Annotated in this window: 18 protein-coding genes; 8 read left to right on the top strand and 10 right to left on the bottom strand. The window is 63.1% G+C overall.

Annotation, left to right across the window (positions count from 1 at the left end):
* The first annotated feature begins 42 nt into the window (after positions 1–42).
* Entirely contained in the window at positions 43–1,020 is a 978-nt protein-coding gene (locus EPJ54_RS08875) for a DUF805 domain-containing protein (RefSeq protein WP_135211360.1), read from the top strand.
* Positions 1,021–1,030: 10 nt separating this feature from the next.
* On the opposite strand, the gene EPJ54_RS08870 is transcribed toward EPJ54_RS08875, so the two are convergent.
* Both EPJ54_RS08870 and EPJ54_RS08865 read right to left on the bottom strand, forming a co-directional pair.
* On the bottom strand, positions 1,031–1,213 hold the full coding sequence (locus tag EPJ54_RS08870; RefSeq protein ID WP_135211359.1) for a type II toxin-antitoxin system antitoxin: 183 nt from the start codon (positions 1,211–1,213) through the stop codon (positions 1,031–1,033).
* Positions 1,214–1,265: 52 nt separating this feature from the next.
* Positions 1,266–2,156: an SPFH domain-containing protein gene (locus EPJ54_RS08865; RefSeq protein WP_135211358.1), complete on the bottom strand. Its 891-nt coding sequence runs from the start codon at positions 2,154–2,156 to the stop codon at positions 1,266–1,268.
* Positions 2,157–2,312: 156 nt separating this feature from the next.
* Between EPJ54_RS08865 and EPJ54_RS08860 the strand changes: the two genes are divergently transcribed.
* Positions 2,313–4,124: a pilus assembly protein TadG-related protein gene (locus EPJ54_RS08860; protein ID WP_135211357.1), complete on the top strand. Its 1,812-nt coding sequence runs from the start codon at positions 2,313–2,315 to the stop codon at positions 4,122–4,124.
* A gap of 9 nt (positions 4,125–4,133) precedes the next feature.
* Here EPJ54_RS08860 and panD read toward each other — a convergent pair whose 3' ends face one another.
* From panD to EPJ54_RS08845, 3 genes are all read right to left on the bottom strand, one after another.
* The gene (gene panD / locus EPJ54_RS08855; RefSeq protein WP_135211356.1) at positions 4,134–4,484 is read right to left on the bottom strand and encodes an aspartate 1-decarboxylase; all 351 of its coding nucleotides are present in this window, start codon (positions 4,482–4,484) and stop codon (positions 4,134–4,136) included.
* Positions 4,485–6,131 carry an energy transducer TonB gene (locus tag EPJ54_RS08850; protein ID WP_135211355.1) on the bottom strand — a complete coding sequence of 549 codons (1,647 nt, stop codon included), beginning with the start codon at positions 6,129–6,131 and terminating at the stop codon, positions 4,485–4,487.
* A gap of 94 nt (positions 6,132–6,225) precedes the next feature.
* The gene (locus EPJ54_RS08845) at positions 6,226–6,840 is read right to left on the bottom strand and encodes a carbonic anhydrase (RefSeq protein ID WP_135211354.1); all 615 of its coding nucleotides are present in this window, start codon (positions 6,838–6,840) and stop codon (positions 6,226–6,228) included.
* A gap of 113 nt (positions 6,841–6,953) precedes the next feature.
* Here EPJ54_RS08845 and EPJ54_RS08840 point away from each other — a divergent pair, with 113 nt between their 5' ends.
* Positions 6,954–8,129 carry a hypothetical protein gene (locus EPJ54_RS08840; protein ID WP_135211353.1) on the top strand — a complete coding sequence of 392 codons (1,176 nt, stop codon included), beginning with the start codon at positions 6,954–6,956 and terminating at the stop codon, positions 8,127–8,129.
* A 54-nt stretch (positions 8,130–8,183) separates the two neighbouring features.
* Positions 8,184–8,672, top strand: a complete 489-nt coding sequence (locus EPJ54_RS08835; RefSeq protein ID WP_135211352.1) for a hypothetical protein — start codon at positions 8,184–8,186, stop codon at positions 8,670–8,672.
* Positions 8,673–8,676: 4 nt separating this feature from the next.
* Here the strand turns inward: EPJ54_RS08835 and EPJ54_RS08830 are convergent, their stop codons facing one another.
* Complete coding sequence (locus EPJ54_RS08830; RefSeq protein WP_135211351.1) at positions 8,677–9,306, bottom strand: VOC family protein; 630 nt, start codon at positions 9,304–9,306, stop codon at positions 8,677–8,679.
* 79 nt (positions 9,307–9,385) lie between these two features.
* On the opposite strand from EPJ54_RS08830, the gene EPJ54_RS08825 reads away from it, so the two are divergent.
* On the top strand, positions 9,386–9,850 hold the full coding sequence (locus EPJ54_RS08825; protein WP_135211350.1) for a DUF1203 domain-containing protein: 465 nt from the start codon (positions 9,386–9,388) through the stop codon (positions 9,848–9,850).
* Here EPJ54_RS08825 and EPJ54_RS08820 read toward each other — a convergent pair.
* Positions 9,847–10,431 (bottom strand): TetR/AcrR family transcriptional regulator, encoded by a 585-nt coding sequence (locus EPJ54_RS08820; protein ID WP_135211349.1) that lies wholly within the window; start codon positions 10,429–10,431, stop codon positions 9,847–9,849. The two genes, EPJ54_RS08825 and EPJ54_RS08820, sit on opposite strands and share 4 nt — an antisense overlap.
* A 106-nt stretch (positions 10,432–10,537) precedes the next feature.
* Between EPJ54_RS08820 and EPJ54_RS08815 the strand changes: the two genes are divergently transcribed.
* From EPJ54_RS08815 to EPJ54_RS08805, 3 genes are all read left to right on the top strand, one after another.
* On the top strand, positions 10,538–10,846 hold the full coding sequence (locus tag EPJ54_RS08815) for a hypothetical protein (protein ID WP_135211348.1): 309 nt from the start codon (positions 10,538–10,540) through the stop codon (positions 10,844–10,846).
* 130 nt (positions 10,847–10,976) lie between these two features.
* Complete coding sequence (locus tag EPJ54_RS08810) at positions 10,977–11,588, top strand: TIGR02466 family protein (RefSeq protein ID WP_135211347.1); 612 nt, start codon at positions 10,977–10,979, stop codon at positions 11,586–11,588.
* Between the two features lie 96 nt (positions 11,589–11,684).
* Entirely contained in the window at positions 11,685–12,098 is a 414-nt protein-coding gene (locus tag EPJ54_RS08805; protein WP_135211346.1) for a hypothetical protein, read from the top strand.
* A 41-nt stretch (positions 12,099–12,139) separates the two neighbouring features.
* On the opposite strand, the gene EPJ54_RS20235 is transcribed toward EPJ54_RS08805, so the two are convergent.
* From EPJ54_RS20235 to dnaG, 3 genes are read right to left on the bottom strand one after another with little or no spacing between them, the layout of a single operon-like run.
* Complete coding sequence (locus tag EPJ54_RS20235; protein ID WP_275574752.1) at positions 12,140–12,271, bottom strand: hypothetical protein; 132 nt, start codon at positions 12,269–12,271, stop codon at positions 12,140–12,142.
* 8 nt (positions 12,272–12,279) lie between these two features.
* Positions 12,280–14,337, bottom strand: coding sequence for an RNA polymerase sigma factor RpoD (gene rpoD, locus EPJ54_RS08800; RefSeq protein ID WP_135211345.1), 2,058 nt, complete (start codon positions 14,335–14,337; stop codon positions 12,280–12,282).
* Between the two features lie 40 nt (positions 14,338–14,377).
* Positions 14,378–16,327 carry a DNA primase gene (gene dnaG, locus EPJ54_RS08795; protein WP_135211344.1) on the bottom strand — a complete coding sequence of 650 codons (1,950 nt, stop codon included), beginning with the start codon at positions 16,325–16,327 and terminating at the stop codon, positions 14,378–14,380.
* Between the last annotated feature and the right edge of the window lie 21 nt (positions 16,328–16,348).

The raw sequence follows: 16,348 nt of genomic DNA, 5'->3' as shown, positions 1-16,348 counted from the left end.
ATAACTGCAATCGGGTATGCAGCGCCGAGCTGGGAGCTTTCTATGTTTCGTGGTGTCGCCGGCGGGATCGCCGTTCTCGCGGGCGACATTGTCGCCTTGCTTGAGATTTGGCTGTGGTTCGGCAGCCCACAAATCAGGCCCCTCGAGGCGCTGATCCTTTTGGTGTTGTGGCTGCCGGCAATCACGACGGTGCTCATTCTCGGCCTCGTCGGATTGGAGGCGGTGGTAAAGCGTGCCCCGCCGAGCGGTCGCAGCGGCGTTTTTATGGGGGGCGGCGCGATTGCGATCCCACTCGCGGCGGCCCTCATGTCATTGCTGACCAACATACCGACATCGGTTCTGGATGCGACCGGTGCGCCGGCCGGTCCCGCCGCGTTGATGGTCGCCGCCGGGTTTGTCGCGCCATCGCTGGTGATGTGCGCACTCTACGTGCTCATCACGGCGTTCGAGCCCGACAAGTCGCGCCCAGACGTGACGCCGGCGCCTGCGCCTGCGCCTGAAGCACCACCGCCGCGCGCGCCCGTCCTGAACCTCAATCTGAGCCTTCCGTCCTCCACGGCGAGCGAACCGCTCGACAGCGGCCGGATCATGGATGTGCTGACGAGCCCGCATCATCGCATCGGGCAGCGACACTTCCTGGCTGTGATGGGCGTGTTGGCGATCGCGTCGCAGGTTTGGTTTCCACTGCCGTTCATCCTCGGCGGCTTTTTGCGACTTGAGCAGGACGTCCGCATCGCGTTCGCTCTGTTTGGCTGGTTTGTGCTGTTCCGGGGTGCGTTCTGCGCGATCGCCAATCGGCTGCATGATCTGGGTCTCAGTGCGGTTTGGGCGACGACGCCAATGCTCGCCGCGTTGGCGTGGCTTTTGATCGAAGGCGAGCCGCGTTTGGGCTGGACGCCCCAAACAGCCCTGTTTCACTGGGTGATCGCGACGGCGATTTGCTTTGCGATCGCGGCGGCGATCTTGCTTTTGCGCAAGGGCGAGCCTTGGTCCAATCAATATGGATTAGAGCAGGTCTAGCGCCGCCGCGTTAGTTTTGGCCGTTTTCATCGCCTTTTGCGTCAAGCTTCACGCCGCGCGCGCGCAACGCTTCGCGTAGCAGAAACTCGATTTCCGCGTTCACGCTGCGCAATTCAGCGCCCGCCAGGCGCGCGATGGCGTCGTGGAGTGCGGGATCGAGCCGCAGGGCAAAGGCTTTTCTCTCGGTGGGCACAGGATGCTCCCATCCGCGCCCCGGCAAGGCCAGGGCGCGGAAATCCTACGCTTTACTGATAGAGCGAGCCGGCGTTGACGACCGGCTGCGCGTCGCGGTCGCCGCAGAGCACGACCAGCAGGTTGGACACCATCGTGGCGCGGCGTTCGTCGTCGAGGCGGACGATGTCGCGTTCGCTCAATTGCTCCAGCGCGTGCTGCACCATCTCGACCGCGCCTTGGACGATGAAGCGGCGCGCCGCGAGCACAGCTTCGGCCTGCTGGCGACGCAGCATGGCGGAGGCGATTTCCGGCGCGTAGGCGAGGTGGCTGAGCTTGGTTTCGTCAATCACGACGCCGGCGACGGACACGCGTTCTTGCAGCTTTTCGCGCAATAGGCTCGAGACCTGATCCGCATCGCCGCGCAGCGTCGGCTCGTCGTGTTCGGCGTGGTCGTAAGAAAAGTGCGAGGCGATTTCGCGGACGGCCGTTTCAATCTGGATATCAACGAAGGTCTGGTAATCATCGACGTCGAACAGCGCCTGCGCCGTATCGGTGACGCGCCAGACGACGACGGCGGCGATCTCGATCGGGTTGCCGCGCTTGTCGTTCACCTTGAGCTTTTCGCCGGTGACGTTGCGCACGCGCAGGCTGACCTTCTTGCGCGTGTACCAGGGCAGCATCCAACGCAGGCCGGGTGTGCGGTCGGTGCCCTTGTAATTGCCGAAGAGGGTGATGGCCGCGCCCTCGTTGGGCTGGAGCGTGTAGAAGCCGCAGATCTGGAGCAGGAAGATCGTCGCCAGGACGACCACGCCGAGGGTGGTGAAGCCACTCTCGTACTGAACCAATTCAATAATCATCCAGATCAGGGCGACCAGGACGACCAAAGTGGCCAGCAGCATCAGGCCGCCGTTGGACGTGTTGGCCTTGCGTTCTTGTGTGTGACTCAGCGCGTTCGCGGTCATGACATACCCTCTCATGCCATCAAAGTGATATCATATTAATAGCAAAAAGTTCCGAGACGCAACCTAAATCGACGCGTTCACCAAGTTCCCAAATCGGCCATTAACGCCACTCGCGTACTGTCGGCATCCTTCAAAGGTCCGTTTTTGAGGCCAAAAATGTTTGGGCGGTTGGTGAAAAACTTGGGGCTGCGCCGGTTTGCGGGCGCGCGTCAGGGCAACGTCGCGATGCTGTGGGCCCTCATGGGCTCGGTGCTGGTGGGCTTGGTCGGCCTCACGGTCGATTTCACGCGCGCCCAGGCGCTGCGCGTGCAGATGCAGAACGCCGCCGACGGCGCCGCTCTGGTCGCTGAGCGAAGCTCAAACCTGGACCTAACCGAGCGCGAAAACCGCGCCCGGGCGTTCTTTGACGCCGAGATGGGCACACTTGGCCTCGAAGCCGAATTTCACGTTTTCGAAATGGACGATGGCGGCCACCGCGTGACCGCGCGCCTGCCGATGCCGCTCTCGCTGGCGGCGATCATCCGCAACGAAGATTGGTACATCCGCGTTCAATCGGAGGCGCAGGCGAGCGCTAGCCCGCCGATCGAAGTCGCGCTCGTACTCGACAACACGGGCTCGATGTCGAACGACATGCAGGCGCTGCGCGACGCCGCCGAGGATTTGGCGGACTTCCTGCTGGGCATCGACGGCGACACAGTGAGCGTGGCGTTGGTGCCCTTCGTGGCGCAAGTGAACGTCGGCGCGGCCTATCGCAATTCGGGTTGGATCGACACGACGGGCGCTGCGCCGTTCAACGGCGAATTGCTCGAAGATCGTCAAATCTACTTCCAACGCATCAACAATTGCGCATCGAGCCCAGTCCCATCGACGACCTTTGCGGGCTCTTCGATTCCAATAGTCTGGGGCGATTGCACGACCGCCACGATCAGCGGCAGCTCGCGCCAAGGGCGCTGGGCCTATGCGCCAGCGAACATCAATTACTTCGATCTGTTCGATCAACTCGCCACGATCAATTCCAGCTACGGCTGGGGCGGCTGCGTGGAAGCGCGCCCGGGGCCGCACCATGCTCTAGACACGGTGCCGAACCCCGCGCAGCCAGAGACCATGTTCTCGCCCTATTTCTGGGTCGATCAATACGGCAATCAGAGCACGACGGGTTCATCGAATTCCTATCTGACGGACTCGCTGGGTGCGACCGCGAGCTGGAGCAGCAGCAACAATATCTGGGCGACCGCGACGCAAAGCGGCAACACCGTGCAAACCGGTCGCGAGCTTTCGCCATGGAAGTATCGCTCGGGCGTCAGCCACACGATGACGACCTCCGCGCCAAACGCGCGTGGCCCGAACCGCGGCTGCCCGACGCCCATCGTGCCGCTCACGACGAGCCGCACGACGGTGATCAACGCCATTCAAGCCATGCAGCACTGGAATGGCGGCGGCACCAACCAGGCCGAAGGTTTGGCGTGGGGCTGGCGCGTGCTCTCGCCGACCGCACCCTTCACGGAAGGCCGCCCGTATGACGATGAGGATGACCCGGTGCGCAAAGTGCTGGTGTTGATGACAGACGGTGAAAACACCAATCTGACCAATAGCAGCACCAACGAAACCTCTGGTAACGGCCAAGCGCTCCAATCCGACTATTCGGCCTTCAGCCACCTCGGCCAGTGGACGACCTCCGGCTTCCGTAGCTCGTTGCCGAGTGGCTTCAATCGCAACGCGATCACAAGCAGCAGCAGCTATGTGAGCTACATCAATAGCGCACAGGAATCCTTGTGCACGGCGATCAAGGCGACGGGCATCGAAATCTACACGATCCAATTCCGCGACACGAACGACGACAACGAAACGCGCTTGCGCAATTGCGCAACGGATGCCGACCACTTCTATCAGGCGGCCAACGCGGCCGAATTGCAGGCGGCGTTCGACGCCATCGGCTCGGGCATCGGCGATCTGCGGATCACGCGCTAGGCGCGTGGTCTAGCCGATCACCTCGTTGTGCTCGTTTAAGAGTACGACGGACGGCTTGTAATTGCGCGCTTCTTCGGCCGGCATCTGGCAATAGGCGATCACGATGATGGGGTCGCCCAATTGCGCTAGGCGCGCCGCTGCGCCATTGATGCCGAACATGCGCGAGCCGCGCGGCGCCTCGATCGCATAAGTCGTGAAGCGCGCGCCATTATTGATGTTCAGCACATCCACTTGCTCGTTCGGCAGGATGCCCGAGCGCTCAAGCAGATCGGCGTCGATCGAGATCGAGCCTTCGTAGTGGAGGTCGCATTGCGTCACGCGTGCGCGATGCAGCTTTGCCTTCAGCAATGTCAGGATCATTTATTGCGGCGCCTGGAAATTGACGGCGATGCGGGTGCTGGCGCCAACGGCGCTCGCGCCATCCGAGAGCGTTGGCCGCACGCGGTAGGAACTCACTGTCGAGAGCGCCGCTTGACCAAAGCCCAGGCCTGGAGGGGTCTCTGAAACGATCGTGCACGCAAGCGTTAGGTTGCTTTGCACCTGGCAGCTCAATTGAACGCGCCCGCCCACGCCGCGCCGGGAGGCGGCTGAGGGATAAAGCTCCGCAATGCGGTTTGCGCTCGGGCGCTGCGTGAACACGACGGTCCCGGGTGGGCGGGTGGGCGTCACGGCCGGCGGCGGAGTCGTAGACGCAGGCGTTGTCGCTGGGGCTGTGACGGGCGGCGAGAGTGTGACGGCATTGTTTGGGGCCGTTGAACCCGGCGGATTTGAATTGCTTGCTGACAGCGACACCGGCCCGCCGGAATTGGACGCGAAATTCGTGGTCGGCGTGGGCACGGGCTCAGAGGCCGCGGCTTCACGCTCCCGCTCGCGCTGGCGTTCCCGCTCGCGGGTCTGCTCGCGATCCGGCGCGGCCGCTGTGGGGCGCGCGGGCGCCGCGCGATTGTCCTGCGCTTCTGAGAACGACGTGCCATTGTCCGCCGTGTCGTAGCTGCTCTCCGCGTCCGGCGGTGCGCCAACGTCTGAGGTGCTGGTATTGTCTTCGACCGCCGCGCGCGGCGCGTCGTTGTTCAAGCCGCCGCCAAAATAGAGGCCGCCGGCGAGCGCCGCGCCGCCAAGCAAAGCGACGAGGATGAAGGCGCGCAGCGCGCCGCCCTGATTGCGCGGCGGGTCGCGCAGATCGTCGCGATCATAATGTCGTTCTGGCGGGGGCGCGGTCCGGCGTGGAGCTTCCGCATAACGCGGTGCGGGCGGTGGCGGCGGCTCGCGACGCGGCGGAGGCGGCGTGGGATCGACGCGGCGCGGCGGCGGATCTAGGCGCGCTGACGGCCGCGGCGCTGGGCGTGGCGGCGGTTGTGGCGCTGGAGCGGCTTTCGCCGAGGTAAGCTGCTTTAAGCGCAGCTCAGCCACTTCCGAGAAGGTGCCCGTCGCGCCGTAGCGCGCCAGATAATCCATGAAAACCGAAGGATCGCGGCTGTCGCGGATCGCGCGCCAATGTTCGGCTTCGCCACCCAGCGGATCGGCGGATGGTTGCGGCGCAAGACGTTGTGGCGGAGGCGGTGGCGCTGGGCGCGGGGCCAAGCGCGGCGGCTCGTCGAAGGCTTGCGTTTGCGGTGCTGCCGCGCCTGCACCAACCGAGGCGCGTGCGGCGTTGACCATGCGGTCGACCGCGAAAAACAGCGGATCAAGCGACGGATCGTTCGGATCGCCGCTCCAGCGCGAGAGATCGAAAGCGGGCGAGGAGCCTATGCTCGACGGCGGCGGTGGTTCGATCAGGCTGGCGACGACGGCTTTGTCGGCGTTGATGACGCGCTGTGCGGCGTCGAGAAATGGGCGCGAGCGGATAGAAGCTTGAGACCAGACGATAACGCCCGCGCCGCTGGACCGCAGCGCACCGTCATTGCTCGGAGCGCCGCCGATCGTGAAGCCGGCAGCCTCGAACATGTCCGCAAGCGCCTTAGCTTGCGGCTCATCTTCACGCACACAAACAATGAGTACGTCCGCCATGACGTCTCCCGCGGCGCCCCCTCAGTAAGACGCCCTTAGCACGGAACATCCCGATGCAATACTGGAGATGGCCCGCGATTACGGTGAAATCGCGTCAAACTACTGGGTTGAACGCGCCAGTTGCGGGATCGAGGACTTCCAGGCCGCCATCGGCGACGCCATAGCGGGCGCCGGCCAGTTTTAGGCCGCGCTCGCGGATCGCATCCGCCACAAACGGGAAGGTCGCCAAATTCTCCAAGGTGACCCGAATCGACTCGTATTCCAGCGCCGTCGGCGGGTGTTCGTGGTGGGCTTCCTCGACGCGCGCCTTGGCGGTGTCGAGCAGGCTGATCCAGGCGTCCAAGAAGGATTGAGGGTTGCGTGGCCGCTTATCGAGCGCGGCGAGCACGCCGCCGCACTGCGCATGGCCAAGCACGAGGATGGTCTCGACCTTCAAGGCGAGCACCGCGAACTCGATCGCCGCGCTGACGCCGTGATAGGAGCCCGGCGCGTTTTCGAACGGCGGCGCAAGGTTGGCGACGTTGCGCACCACAAAGAGTTCGCCGGGGCCGGCGTTGAAGATCGTCGCTGGATCGACGCGACTGTCGGCGCAGGCGATCACCAGCGTTTTAGGAGACTGGCCGCGTTCGGCCAATTCACGGTGGAGGGAGCGAAGTTCCGGCCAGCGCTTCTCGCGATAGATGCGATAGCCTTCGATCAGGTGTTCCATAAAGCGCTTTGAAGCGAAGCTGAGGGCAAAGCGCAAGTTCTGAAGCTCGGCAGCTTGGGGAACTTACTTGGCGCCCGCGCGCAGGTGGGCATGCTCACGCCTTGGAGGGGAATATGAAGCGGATTTTGTCTGCGCTGGCGGCGTGTGCGCTGGCGGCCTCGTGCGCCACGGCGCCGTCGATACCGTCGCAGCGCGAACGGCTGACGCGTCAGATTGCCGATGATGCGGTGGCGTTCAATGAAGCTTATGCGCAAGCCGTGTCGGCGCAAATCCTGCTCAATGTGCTGCGCTCGCGCGATCGCATGCCGCGCTATTATCTCGCGATGACGGGCATCTCGGATAGTCCGTCGTGGAATTACAGTCAGAGCGTTGGCATCGGCTCGATTCCGCTGGGCGAAGGCGGGTCGCCTTGGGGCTTCGGTAGTGCTGAAGCGTCGCGCGAAACGGCGCGGCGGCCGAGCTACGCAGTGCAACCGTTCGATGCGCAAACGCTCACGCGCACGGCCTTTGAACCGACTGAACCTTATGTGTTCGCGCATTATTGGCGCAGCGGTTGGCCGCGCGATCTGTTGATGCTGGTGATGGTCGAGGCGATCGAGAAAACGGACGCGGAAGGCCGCGTGCAGGTGTTCACCAACGAAGCCAACACGATTTTCGAGGACTGCGCGCCGCAGATCGATACGCTCGGATGCGCCTACGTGCGCGAGATGCGTGAGTTCATGATCTCGACCAGCGCGCGCGCGCCGGAGAGCAGTTTCGGTGCGCAGGGCCGTGCGCTGTGCGGGATTGTCGAGGCGTATGCGCCGACAACGCCCGTGCGTCACCAAGCGCCTGCGCCGGGCGTAGATTGCGATCCGGTGTTTCCTATCGGTTCAACTTTGGTGCGGCTGCGGCTGCGCTCGCTGGACGACATGGTCTATTATGTCGGCGAGCTCATGCGTGCCGGCGCCATGAATGCGCGTGCGGGCGAGGCGATCGAGGCGCAAGTTAGTGTGCGCGCTGCGGGCTTGCGCGGCGGCGGGCGTGGTGTGCCGTTGTTCCGCATCTTGCCGCGTGGCGCCGCCGAGAATGGCATATACGCCGCCGAGGTCGAATATGGCGGTGCGCGCTATGTGGCGGGGCCCGCGATCGGTCGCTCCTGTGGCGACGAGACAAGCGATGGCGTTTGCCGCGACGTAGCGGACGAGGGCGATCGCTCATCCTCCGTATTGTCGCTGATCGCCGAGATCCTAGCGCTGAACCAATCGCCAGACTCGATCCGCGCGCCGAGCCGTCTGATCGCGGAATAGGTTGAGCCGACGCGACGAAGATGTGATCTTCCTGGTTCTGACACGGAGAAGTTGATGCGTGGCACCATTCTCGGCGTTCATGATGGGCGTGGCGTTCTGCTTGCGGATGAGCGTCGCCTAGAGTTTCCGATGACGGAATGGCGCTCGGCAGCGCCGCCTGTGGCCGGGCAGATCGTCGATTTCGTGGAAGAGAATGGCGAGGCGCGGGCGGTGTTTGCCGTGCCAGGCGCCTTTGCCGCTGGCGGTGCGGCGCGTTCTTATTCCGGCTCGTTCGTGCTTGGTGCGATCGGTGTGGGTTGCTTGTTGCTGGGCTTCGTCATCCCGCTCTTGCCGACCATCGCCGCGTTCGTGCTGGGCTGCATTGGGGCCTCGCAAGCGCAGGCCGAGCATGATGACACGGCGCTGCTACTGTCGCGCATCTCCTGGATTGGGGCCGTCGTGCTGCTGGCCGTCGGCATTTTGGCGATGCTGGCTGTGCTTGCGTTCGTAGGCGCCATTGGCTTTGCGGCCGTGTTCGAAGGTCTCGGGCCCGAGCACTGGTAAGGCGCTAGAATTCCAACTCGGTTTCGCGACTCTCAGCGAAGGCGCGGATGGCGTCTTCGTGCGCCGCGAAGATATCAGGCCATTGTTCTTCGAGCATCGCGAGCAAATCGTAGAGATCGTACGGGCCGAGTGAGGTTTTGTAATCGCCGTATCGATCCTGCAGTTCGCGCCAAGTTTCCTCACCGCCGCTATTCTTCACTAAGGCCCATTTCGCGCCGTCGCGAATGACGAGGTGGAGGTTGCGCGTAAGTTCGGGCTTGTTGATGCGCCAAGGCGGGTTGCGGCGATTTTCGCCGGCGTTGAACAGGCAAATCTGATTGCCCGCCGGATCACGCAGCCACGCTTCGTACCAGAGCCAAGATTGCATGATCGGTTCGCGCTCGATCGCGACGCCCGCATGTTTCAAGCGGCGGATTTCGAAGTCGACGTCATTGCACTCGAAATAGAGATGCGGCGCGTTTTCGCGCGGGATCGCGCCGTCAGTGACGTGCAGCGAAAACGTCGCCTCGCCGCGCGGCAATTCGAAACGCGCATAGTGCGGGCTTTGCACGATGAGTTTGAGACCGAGCAATTCGTAGAACGCGATCGACTGGGCGAGGTCGGTCGCCGCGGCGGTGATCTGGTTGAGACGCATGGCGTCACCCTAACACAATGTCCGTTTGCGGCCAGCGCGCGGTCATCTCTCGCGTCATAAGCGGTGCAGGAGATTTGACATGAACTTTCGCATTGCTGGCCTCGATCCCGCACCCTTCGCGCATCTGCATGTGCTGTCTGACGACGAGCTTGGTGCGCGTGGTATTGTACGCGTCCGCATTGAGGCTAAGAACAGCGCGCCGTGCCGGATCAGTTTGGATGATGCGGACATTGGCGAGCATGTGCTGTTGATCAATCACGCGCACCAGCCGGCGGATACGCCCTATAAACAGCAGGGGCCGATCTTTGTGCGTGAGACGCGCGCGCGGGCCGATGTGGCGAACATTGTGCCCCCGGCCTTAGCGCGGCGGACGATTTCGCTTCGCGGGTTCAACGCGACGCATATGATGATCGAGGCAGATTTGGTGGAAGGCGCAGACGCCGCGACCTTGATTGAGCGCTTCTTCGCTAACGAACACGTCGCCTACATCCAGGCGCATTATGCGCGGCGCGGCTGTTTCGCCGCGACGATTACGCGCGCTTAGTGCGTGCGCAGCGCGTTGGCGAGCGCCTTGATGGCGCGTGCGGCGTTCGCATGCGGCGCCGACGAGCCCTGTGCTTTGGAGACGATAAACGCGCCTTCCATCGCCGTGAGGAAGGCGGATGCGAACACCGCCGCATCCTTCGCGCTCATGCCGCCGCATTGTTGCGCCGCTAGCGCCATTTCGCGTTCCCAGGAGGTGAAGGCTTCTTTCACGGCGGCTTGCAGCTTCACGTTTTCAGCGCTGAAACCGGAGGCAATCGCCGCCATCGGGCACGATGCTTCGTACTCGCGATCCCGGACTTCCTTGGCCGTCGCCTTGAAGACCTGGTCGATGTAGCGATCGAGACTGGGGCTCGATTCGCGCAATTGCTTGAAGCGTTCGCACACATGCGCGCCGACGCGGGCGACCACTTCGGCGCCGATCTGTTCTTTGCCGCCTGGGAAATGGAAATAGAGCGAGCCGCGCGGGGCGCCCGAACGCTGCAGCAATTCCGCAACACCGACGCCCTCGTATCCGCGGGCGCGGAAGAGCTCGACAGCGGCTTCGATCAAATCTTCGCGAGCAGAGGAAGGTTTTGCCATGTCATGACCTCTTTAACACTTGTATGACGACCGGTCTAGTGATAACCAGCAAATAGACCGGTCGTCATAGTAGCGGCCGGCGCCAGTCTCTTCCCCGGAGGGTGTAATGAAGAAGTTTTTTGGTGCCGCGGCGCTCGCCGCTTTCTTGATCGTTCCTGGCGTGGCTTCGGCCGACGCCGCCAGCGACCGCTCGGCCGCGATCCGCGCCTGCCGTGCGGAAGTCTCCGCCCAGACCGGCGTCGCCATTGACGACGTCCGCCTCGATCAGGCCCGCGTGCGCGGCACGACCGTCCGCGTCGACCTCGACGTCTGGCGCGACGGCCAGCTGCAGAACGTCCGTTGCGACGCCAGCCGCGACGCTGAGCCGACGATCATCGCGATCTCGCCGGCGCTGCAAACCGCGTCCGCCCAGTAATAGCCTGCCCAACTTGGTCTATCGCCTCCCGCGTGGACCTTTTGCCTGCTCCCCCGTGCGAACGGGGGAGCTTTTTATTGGGCGAAGCTGGTGGACCGGGACGGGGCGGGGCGCTTAAAGCTCCGCTGCCATGGCTGAAATCAAAAATCTATTCGTCACCAAGCTCTATCGCGCAGCGCTTGAAGATGCGCGCACGCTGAATGCTGATTTGCTCAAATCATGCCGCGCCATCGCGGCCGACGACGAGGCGGGGCAGGCGTGGAGCAAAGGGAAGGGCTACAAGGGCTATACCTCCTACGCCTCGCTCGACGATTTGCCGAAGCGCGATCCGAGTATAGGCGCGCTCAAACAGGTGTTGGATAAACACGTCGCGAAATTCGCGCGCGAACTGCATCTTGATCTCGCTGGCAAGAAGCTGAAGCTCGATTCCATTTGGATCAATGTGCTTGAGCCGGGTGGCGTGCATTCGGGGCACATTCATCCGCACTCGGTGGTAAGCGGCACCTATTATGTCGATACGCCGGCGGGCGCTTCGGCGTTGAAGCTGGAAGATCCGCGCCACGCGATGATGATGGCAGCGCCGCCGCGCTTGGAAGACGCGCCGGAGGAAGATCGCACGTTCGTGTACGTGACGCCCAAGGCTGGCGACGTGCTGATGTGGGAGAGCTATCTCCGGCATGAAGTCGTGGCGAACGCGGCGCGTAAATCGCGCGTCAGCATTAGTTTCAATTATTCTTGGTAACGGAACTCGCGGGTTTGTGACTGGCGTCACGGCGACCACGTTCCCGGTTCCACACGTTGTCCCTCACGACATTGCTTCGTTCTGAGGGAGACTTCCATGTTCCGTACGATTTTGGCCGCGTGCGTTGCGGCTTCGGCTTTGACGATAGCGCCGGCAATGGCGGAAACGCCTGCGCGTTGCGAGGCGACGTCGTTCAGAATTTATTTTGGCCAAGACCAAACCACGCTCGATGACACGACGCTGCAGATGCTTGACATCGCTGAGCGTAACATGGCCGATTGCGAGTACACGGAGTTGCGTGTCGTGATGGACGGCGCCAATCCGCAATCGCGTGCGCGCGGCGCCGCGATCATGGCGGCACTCGATGAAGAAGCCTGGGATGTCGCCCGTGTTGAACAACGCGCGCCGACGCAACGCATCTCGCAGGCGCCGGAATTTGCGCAAGTGGTGATGTCGCCGACGCCGCTGAATGTTGGCGAGCCGCTGCGCGACCCGAACGCGGGCGTTTAACGGTTAGCTTTTCTTCTCCCCCTCGCGGGGGAGAAGGGAAGTTAGTTGTAATCGTCCGCATGGAGTGCGTGCAGGACGCGGTGGAGGATTGGTGCGAGCACCAATCCTGAGGCGATGACGATCAGGCGACGCGCGAAGTCAGTGCGATCAGGTGGCGTCCAACTGGCCGTCACGGCGCATCCTAGTTATCCAAGAAGCTCCGCAGCTTCCGTGACCGGCTCGGGTGCTTCAGTTTGCGCAAAGCCTTCGCCTCAATCTGGCGGATGCGTTCGCGCGTTACGCTGAATTGCTGGCCGACTTCTTCGAGCGTGTGGTCGGTGTTCATGCCGATGCCGAAGCGCATGCGCAGCACGCGTTCTTCGCGTGGCGTGAGCGAGGCGAGCACGCGCGTCGTGGTTTCGCGCAGATTGCTCTGGATCGCGGCGTCGACCGGCAGGATCGCGTTCTTGTCCTCGATGAAATCGCCGAGGTGTGAATCCTCTTCGTCGCCGATTGGCGTCTCAAGGCTGATCGGCTCCTTGGCGATCTTCATCACCTTGCGGACCTTCTCGAGCGGCAGGCCCAGCTTTTCGGCGAGCTCTTCCGGCGTCGGCTCGCGGCCGATTTCGTGCAGCATCTGACGGGATGTGCGGACAAGCTTGTTGATCGTCTCGATCATGTGCACCGGGATGCGGATGGTGCGCGCTTGGTCGGCGATCGAGCGGGTGATGGCTTGGCGAATCCACCACGTCGCATACGTGCTGAACTTGTAGCCGCGGCGATACTCGAACTTATCGACGGCCTTCATCAGACCGATATTGCCTTCCTGGATGAGATCCAGGAATTGCAGGCCGCGGTTGGTGTATTTCTTGGCGATGGAGATGACGAGGCGGAGGTTCGCTTCGACCATTTCCTTCTTGGCTTGGCGCGCTTCGCGCTCGCCCTTTTGCACGGCGTGAACGATGCGGCGATATTCGTCGATCGGCACGCCGGTTTCTTGGGCGAGCACGCCGATTTCGCTGCGGATGTCGGCGATGTCGTCGGCTTCTTGCGCGACGAACTTGCCCCAGGCTTTCGATTTGACGGCGACCTTCTCGGTCCATTTCGGATCGAGTTCGCTGCCTTGGTAGGCTTCGAGGAATTGGCCGCGCGGCACGCCGTTTGAATCGGCGAGGCGCATCAGCTTGCCTTCAAGCTGAATGAGCTTCCGATTGATGGCGTAGAGCTGCTCGACCAGGCTTTCGATACGCGCGTTGTTCAGCTTGAGCTTCTTCAGCTCTTCGATGATCGTGTTCTGCGCGGTCTCGTAGGCTTCGTTCTTGGCGCCGGGCAGGGCCTTGCCTTGCAGCCTGAGTTCGATGCGCTTTTCCTGCAGCTTGCGGAATTGTCCGAACGCTTCGGCGATGGCGTCGAGCGTCGACATCACGCCTTCTTTGAGTTCGGCTTCCATCGCCGACATCGAGATGGCTTGTTCGTCGTCGAACTCGCCGTCAGCGTCGGCTTCAGCGGCGGCTTCGCCTGGGTCTTTCTCTTCGCCGTCCTCGCCAGCGGCGGGCGCGGGCTTCGGCGCGGAGCGGGCGGCAAGCGCTTCGGCTTTCTTGCGCTCGATTTCGGCGATTTCGATTTTGGCTTGCTCGGGATCGACCAGGCCGTCGGCGTTCACGCCGGGCGCCGATTGCGGGACGATGCCCATCTCGGCGCCGTACGTGGCTTCAAGATCGATGATGTCGCGCAGCAGAATTTTTTGCTCACGCAATTCGTCGCGCCACACCATGATGGCTTCGAACGTGAGCGGGCTTTCGCACAGACCCCGGATCATCGCGTCACGGCCGGCTTCGATGCGCTTGGCGATGGCGATTTCGCCTTCGCGGCTGAGCAGCTCGACGCTGCCCATTTCGCGCAGATACATGCGCACCGGATCGTCGGTGCGGTCAGCGTCTTCGCGCGTATTGGTGACAGCGGGCTTGGCGGCTTCGTCGCGCGTGGCGACGGCCTTCGTGCCTTCTTCCTCGGCGGCTTCGCCCTCTTCCTCATTATCGACGACATTGATGCCCATCTCATTGAGCTGGGACATCACATCTTCGATTTGCTCGGAGGAGAATTCTTCCGACGGCAGGACCTTATTGAGCTCTTCGTGCGTGACGAAGCCGCGCGTCTTGGCGGCTTTGATCATCTTCTTCACGGCGGCGTCGGAGAGGTCGAGGATCGGGCCGTCCGGCGCTTCCTTTTCTTCCGTCGCGGTCTCTTCGGTCTTGCTCATCAGAACTCGGCTCTATCAATTCGAAATAGGTTCGGGGCGGTCAGGCGACCAGCCCGTCGGCGTCGTCGTTTTCAGCGGCAGCGTCTTCTTGTTTTGCTTCGCGGGCGCGAGCCTCGATTAAACGAGCCTCGCGGCTCAGCGCCTGGAAGCGAACGAACGCGTCGTCGTCGCCCTCGGCGGCTGCCGCCTGCAACTCAGACAATTCCTCCCTGATCGCCGGCAGCACCACTTGGCGTGTCACTAAGGCAAGCCACTCACTCGGGTTCGCGTCGGGGCCGGTATTCGGCTCAGCCTTGCGACCGGGGGGCTTCTCTTCGTGCTTCCAACGCTCAATGCGGGCTGCGGCGCGCTCCTGACCCGATCGGGTCAAATGGAGGCTAAGGGCGGCGCGGTCAATGGAGAGCGCGTCATTTTCGGCATGGGCGGCCTCATCTGCGAGCGCCAAGAGGGCGTCGCGGATGGCTTCGAGGTCCGGATCGTGGATTTCCAGGCGCTCGATCCAGTCAGCGTATTTGGAAAGCACCTCCGGCTGGTCGATGGCGGCCCGGAGCAGGCCCTCGGCGGCGGGGCGGGCGCGTTCGGCGTTGGCGATGGCTTTGAGTTCGGCCGTGGCGGGAGCCGGGGGCATCTGGCCGCGTTTGTAGGGGCCTTGGCCTTGCTGGCCTGGCGGACGAGGCGCGTAAGGCACGAAGGGCGGGCGCTGGGCGCGCAGATGGGCGTTCGCGCGGCTCATCAGCTCGGAGAAATAGAGCCGCTGCGTGTCGCGGTCGGCGATCTTGCCGATGGCGTCTTTGAGCCCGGCTTGGAACGCGGCGCGCGCTTCCGGCGTGCTGAGCTCGCGCTTGTTCTTTTCGCGCTCGAACAAAGTGTCGACGGCGGGCGAGGCGTTGTCGATCAGCTGCTTCAACGCATCGGCGCCGCCGCTGCGGAAGATGTCGTCGGGGTCTTGGCCGGCGGGCGCATGCGCGAAGCGCAGCGTGTGCGCGGGCGAGAGATAGGGCAGCGCCAGATCAAGCGCGCGTTCGGCGGCGCGTTGGCCAGCGCTGTCGCCGTCGAGACAGATCACAGGCTCGCTGCCGGAGCGCCAAAGCAATTGCAGCTGATCTTCGGTGAGCGCGGTGCCGCAGGGCGCCACAGCGGCGATGCCGGCGCGCTCGAGCGCGATGACGTCGAGATAGCCTTCGCCGACAACGAGGCCTTCGGCTTTGGTTTTCGCCAGCAATTCGCGCGCTTGCTTCAAGCGATAGAGCACGCGGCTCTTCGAGTAGAGCGCGGTTTCGGGCGAGTTGATGTATTTGGCCTTGGCGTCCTTCGCGAGCGCGCGACCGCCAAAACCGATGATTTTTCCTGCGGGATCGGTGATTTCGAAGGTCACGCGGCCGCGGAACGTATCGATGGCGCGCTTGCCCTCTTCGCCTTCGCGCGCAACGCCGGCAGCCACGATCTCTTCTTGCGTGAAGCCTTCGGCTTTCAGCTTGTCGAGCGCCCAGGTCCATTCGTCGGGCGCGAAGCCAATGCCAAAGCGATCCCATTCGGCCGGACCAAGACCGCGGCCCTGCAAATATTTGCGCGCGTCGGCGCCGCCGCTGGAGCGCAGCGCATCGGCGTAGAGTTTCGCGGTGCGCGCGGTGATCTGATAGAGCCGCTTCCTGCGATCATTGTCGCCGCGATCTTCGTAATCGTCCTTCGGCATCTCCATGCCGGCGCGTTCAGCCATTTGCGCGACGGCTTCCGGGAAGGAGACGCCTTCGAGCTTCATGGCGAGCGTGAAGAGATCGCCTTTCTCGCCGCAGCCAAAGCAATTGAAGATGCCTTTCTGATCCAAGACGTGGAACGAGGGGCTCTTCTCTTGGTGGAACGGGCAGCAGGCCCAATAATCGCCGGCGCTTGGTCGCGATTTTTGCTTGTGCCAGCTCAGACGCCGCCCGGCGTAATCCGCGATAGATACGCGGTCGCGCACTTGGCGCAGGAAGGCGTCTGAGAACCGCAAATCATCAACCGGGCTGAAAAG

This window comes from Vitreimonas flagellata (genome assembly GCF_004634425.1).
Taxonomy (GTDB): domain Bacteria; phylum Pseudomonadota; class Alphaproteobacteria; order Caulobacterales; family Aquidulcibacteraceae; genus Vitreimonas; species Vitreimonas flagellata.
The sequence above is the reverse complement of the archived record's forward strand: the minus strand, read 5'-3'. Positions and strand labels throughout refer to the sequence as shown.

Excerpts from the sequence above, each read along its gene's own strand:
- EPJ54_RS08875 (WP_135211360.1), top strand. The coding sequence starts at position 43 with ATGTTTCGTGGTGTCGCCGGCGGGATCGCCGTTCTCGCGGGCGACATT.
- EPJ54_RS08825 (WP_135211350.1), top strand. The coding sequence starts at position 9,386 with ATGAACTTTCGCATTGCTGGCCTCGATCCCGCACCCTTCGCGCATCTG.
- panD (WP_135211356.1), bottom strand. The coding sequence starts at position 4,484 with ATGATCCTGACATTGCTGAAGGCAAAGCTGCATCGCGCACGCGTGACG.
- EPJ54_RS08835 (WP_135211352.1), top strand. The coding sequence starts at position 8,184 with ATGCGTGGCACCATTCTCGGCGTTCATGATGGGCGTGGCGTTCTGCTT.
- EPJ54_RS08865 (WP_135211358.1), bottom strand. The coding sequence starts at position 2,156 with ATGACCGCGAACGCGCTGAGTCACACACAAGAACGCAAGGCCAACACG.
- EPJ54_RS08810 (WP_135211347.1), top strand. The coding sequence starts at position 10,977 with ATGGCTGAAATCAAAAATCTATTCGTCACCAAGCTCTATCGCGCAGCG.
- EPJ54_RS08840 (WP_135211353.1), top strand. The coding sequence starts at position 6,954 with ATGAAGCGGATTTTGTCTGCGCTGGCGGCGTGTGCGCTGGCGGCCTCG.
- EPJ54_RS08820 (WP_135211349.1), bottom strand. The coding sequence starts at position 10,431 with ATGGCAAAACCTTCCTCTGCTCGCGAAGATTTGATCGAAGCCGCTGTC.
- EPJ54_RS08805 (WP_135211346.1), top strand. The coding sequence starts at position 11,685 with ATGTTCCGTACGATTTTGGCCGCGTGCGTTGCGGCTTCGGCTTTGACG.
- EPJ54_RS08850 (WP_135211355.1), bottom strand. The coding sequence starts at position 6,131 with ATGGCGGACGTACTCATTGTTTGTGTGCGTGAAGATGAGCCGCAAGCT.
- EPJ54_RS08845 (WP_135211354.1), bottom strand. The coding sequence starts at position 6,840 with ATGGAACACCTGATCGAAGGCTATCGCATCTATCGCGAGAAGCGCTGG.
- rpoD (WP_135211345.1), bottom strand. The coding sequence starts at position 14,337 with ATGAGCAAGACCGAAGAGACCGCGACGGAAGAAAAGGAAGCGCCGGAC.
- EPJ54_RS08815 (WP_135211348.1), top strand. The coding sequence starts at position 10,538 with ATGAAGAAGTTTTTTGGTGCCGCGGCGCTCGCCGCTTTCTTGATCGTT.
- EPJ54_RS08830 (WP_135211351.1), bottom strand. The coding sequence starts at position 9,306 with ATGCGTCTCAACCAGATCACCGCCGCGGCGACCGACCTCGCCCAGTCG.
- EPJ54_RS08860 (WP_135211357.1), top strand. The coding sequence starts at position 2,313 with ATGTTTGGGCGGTTGGTGAAAAACTTGGGGCTGCGCCGGTTTGCGGGC.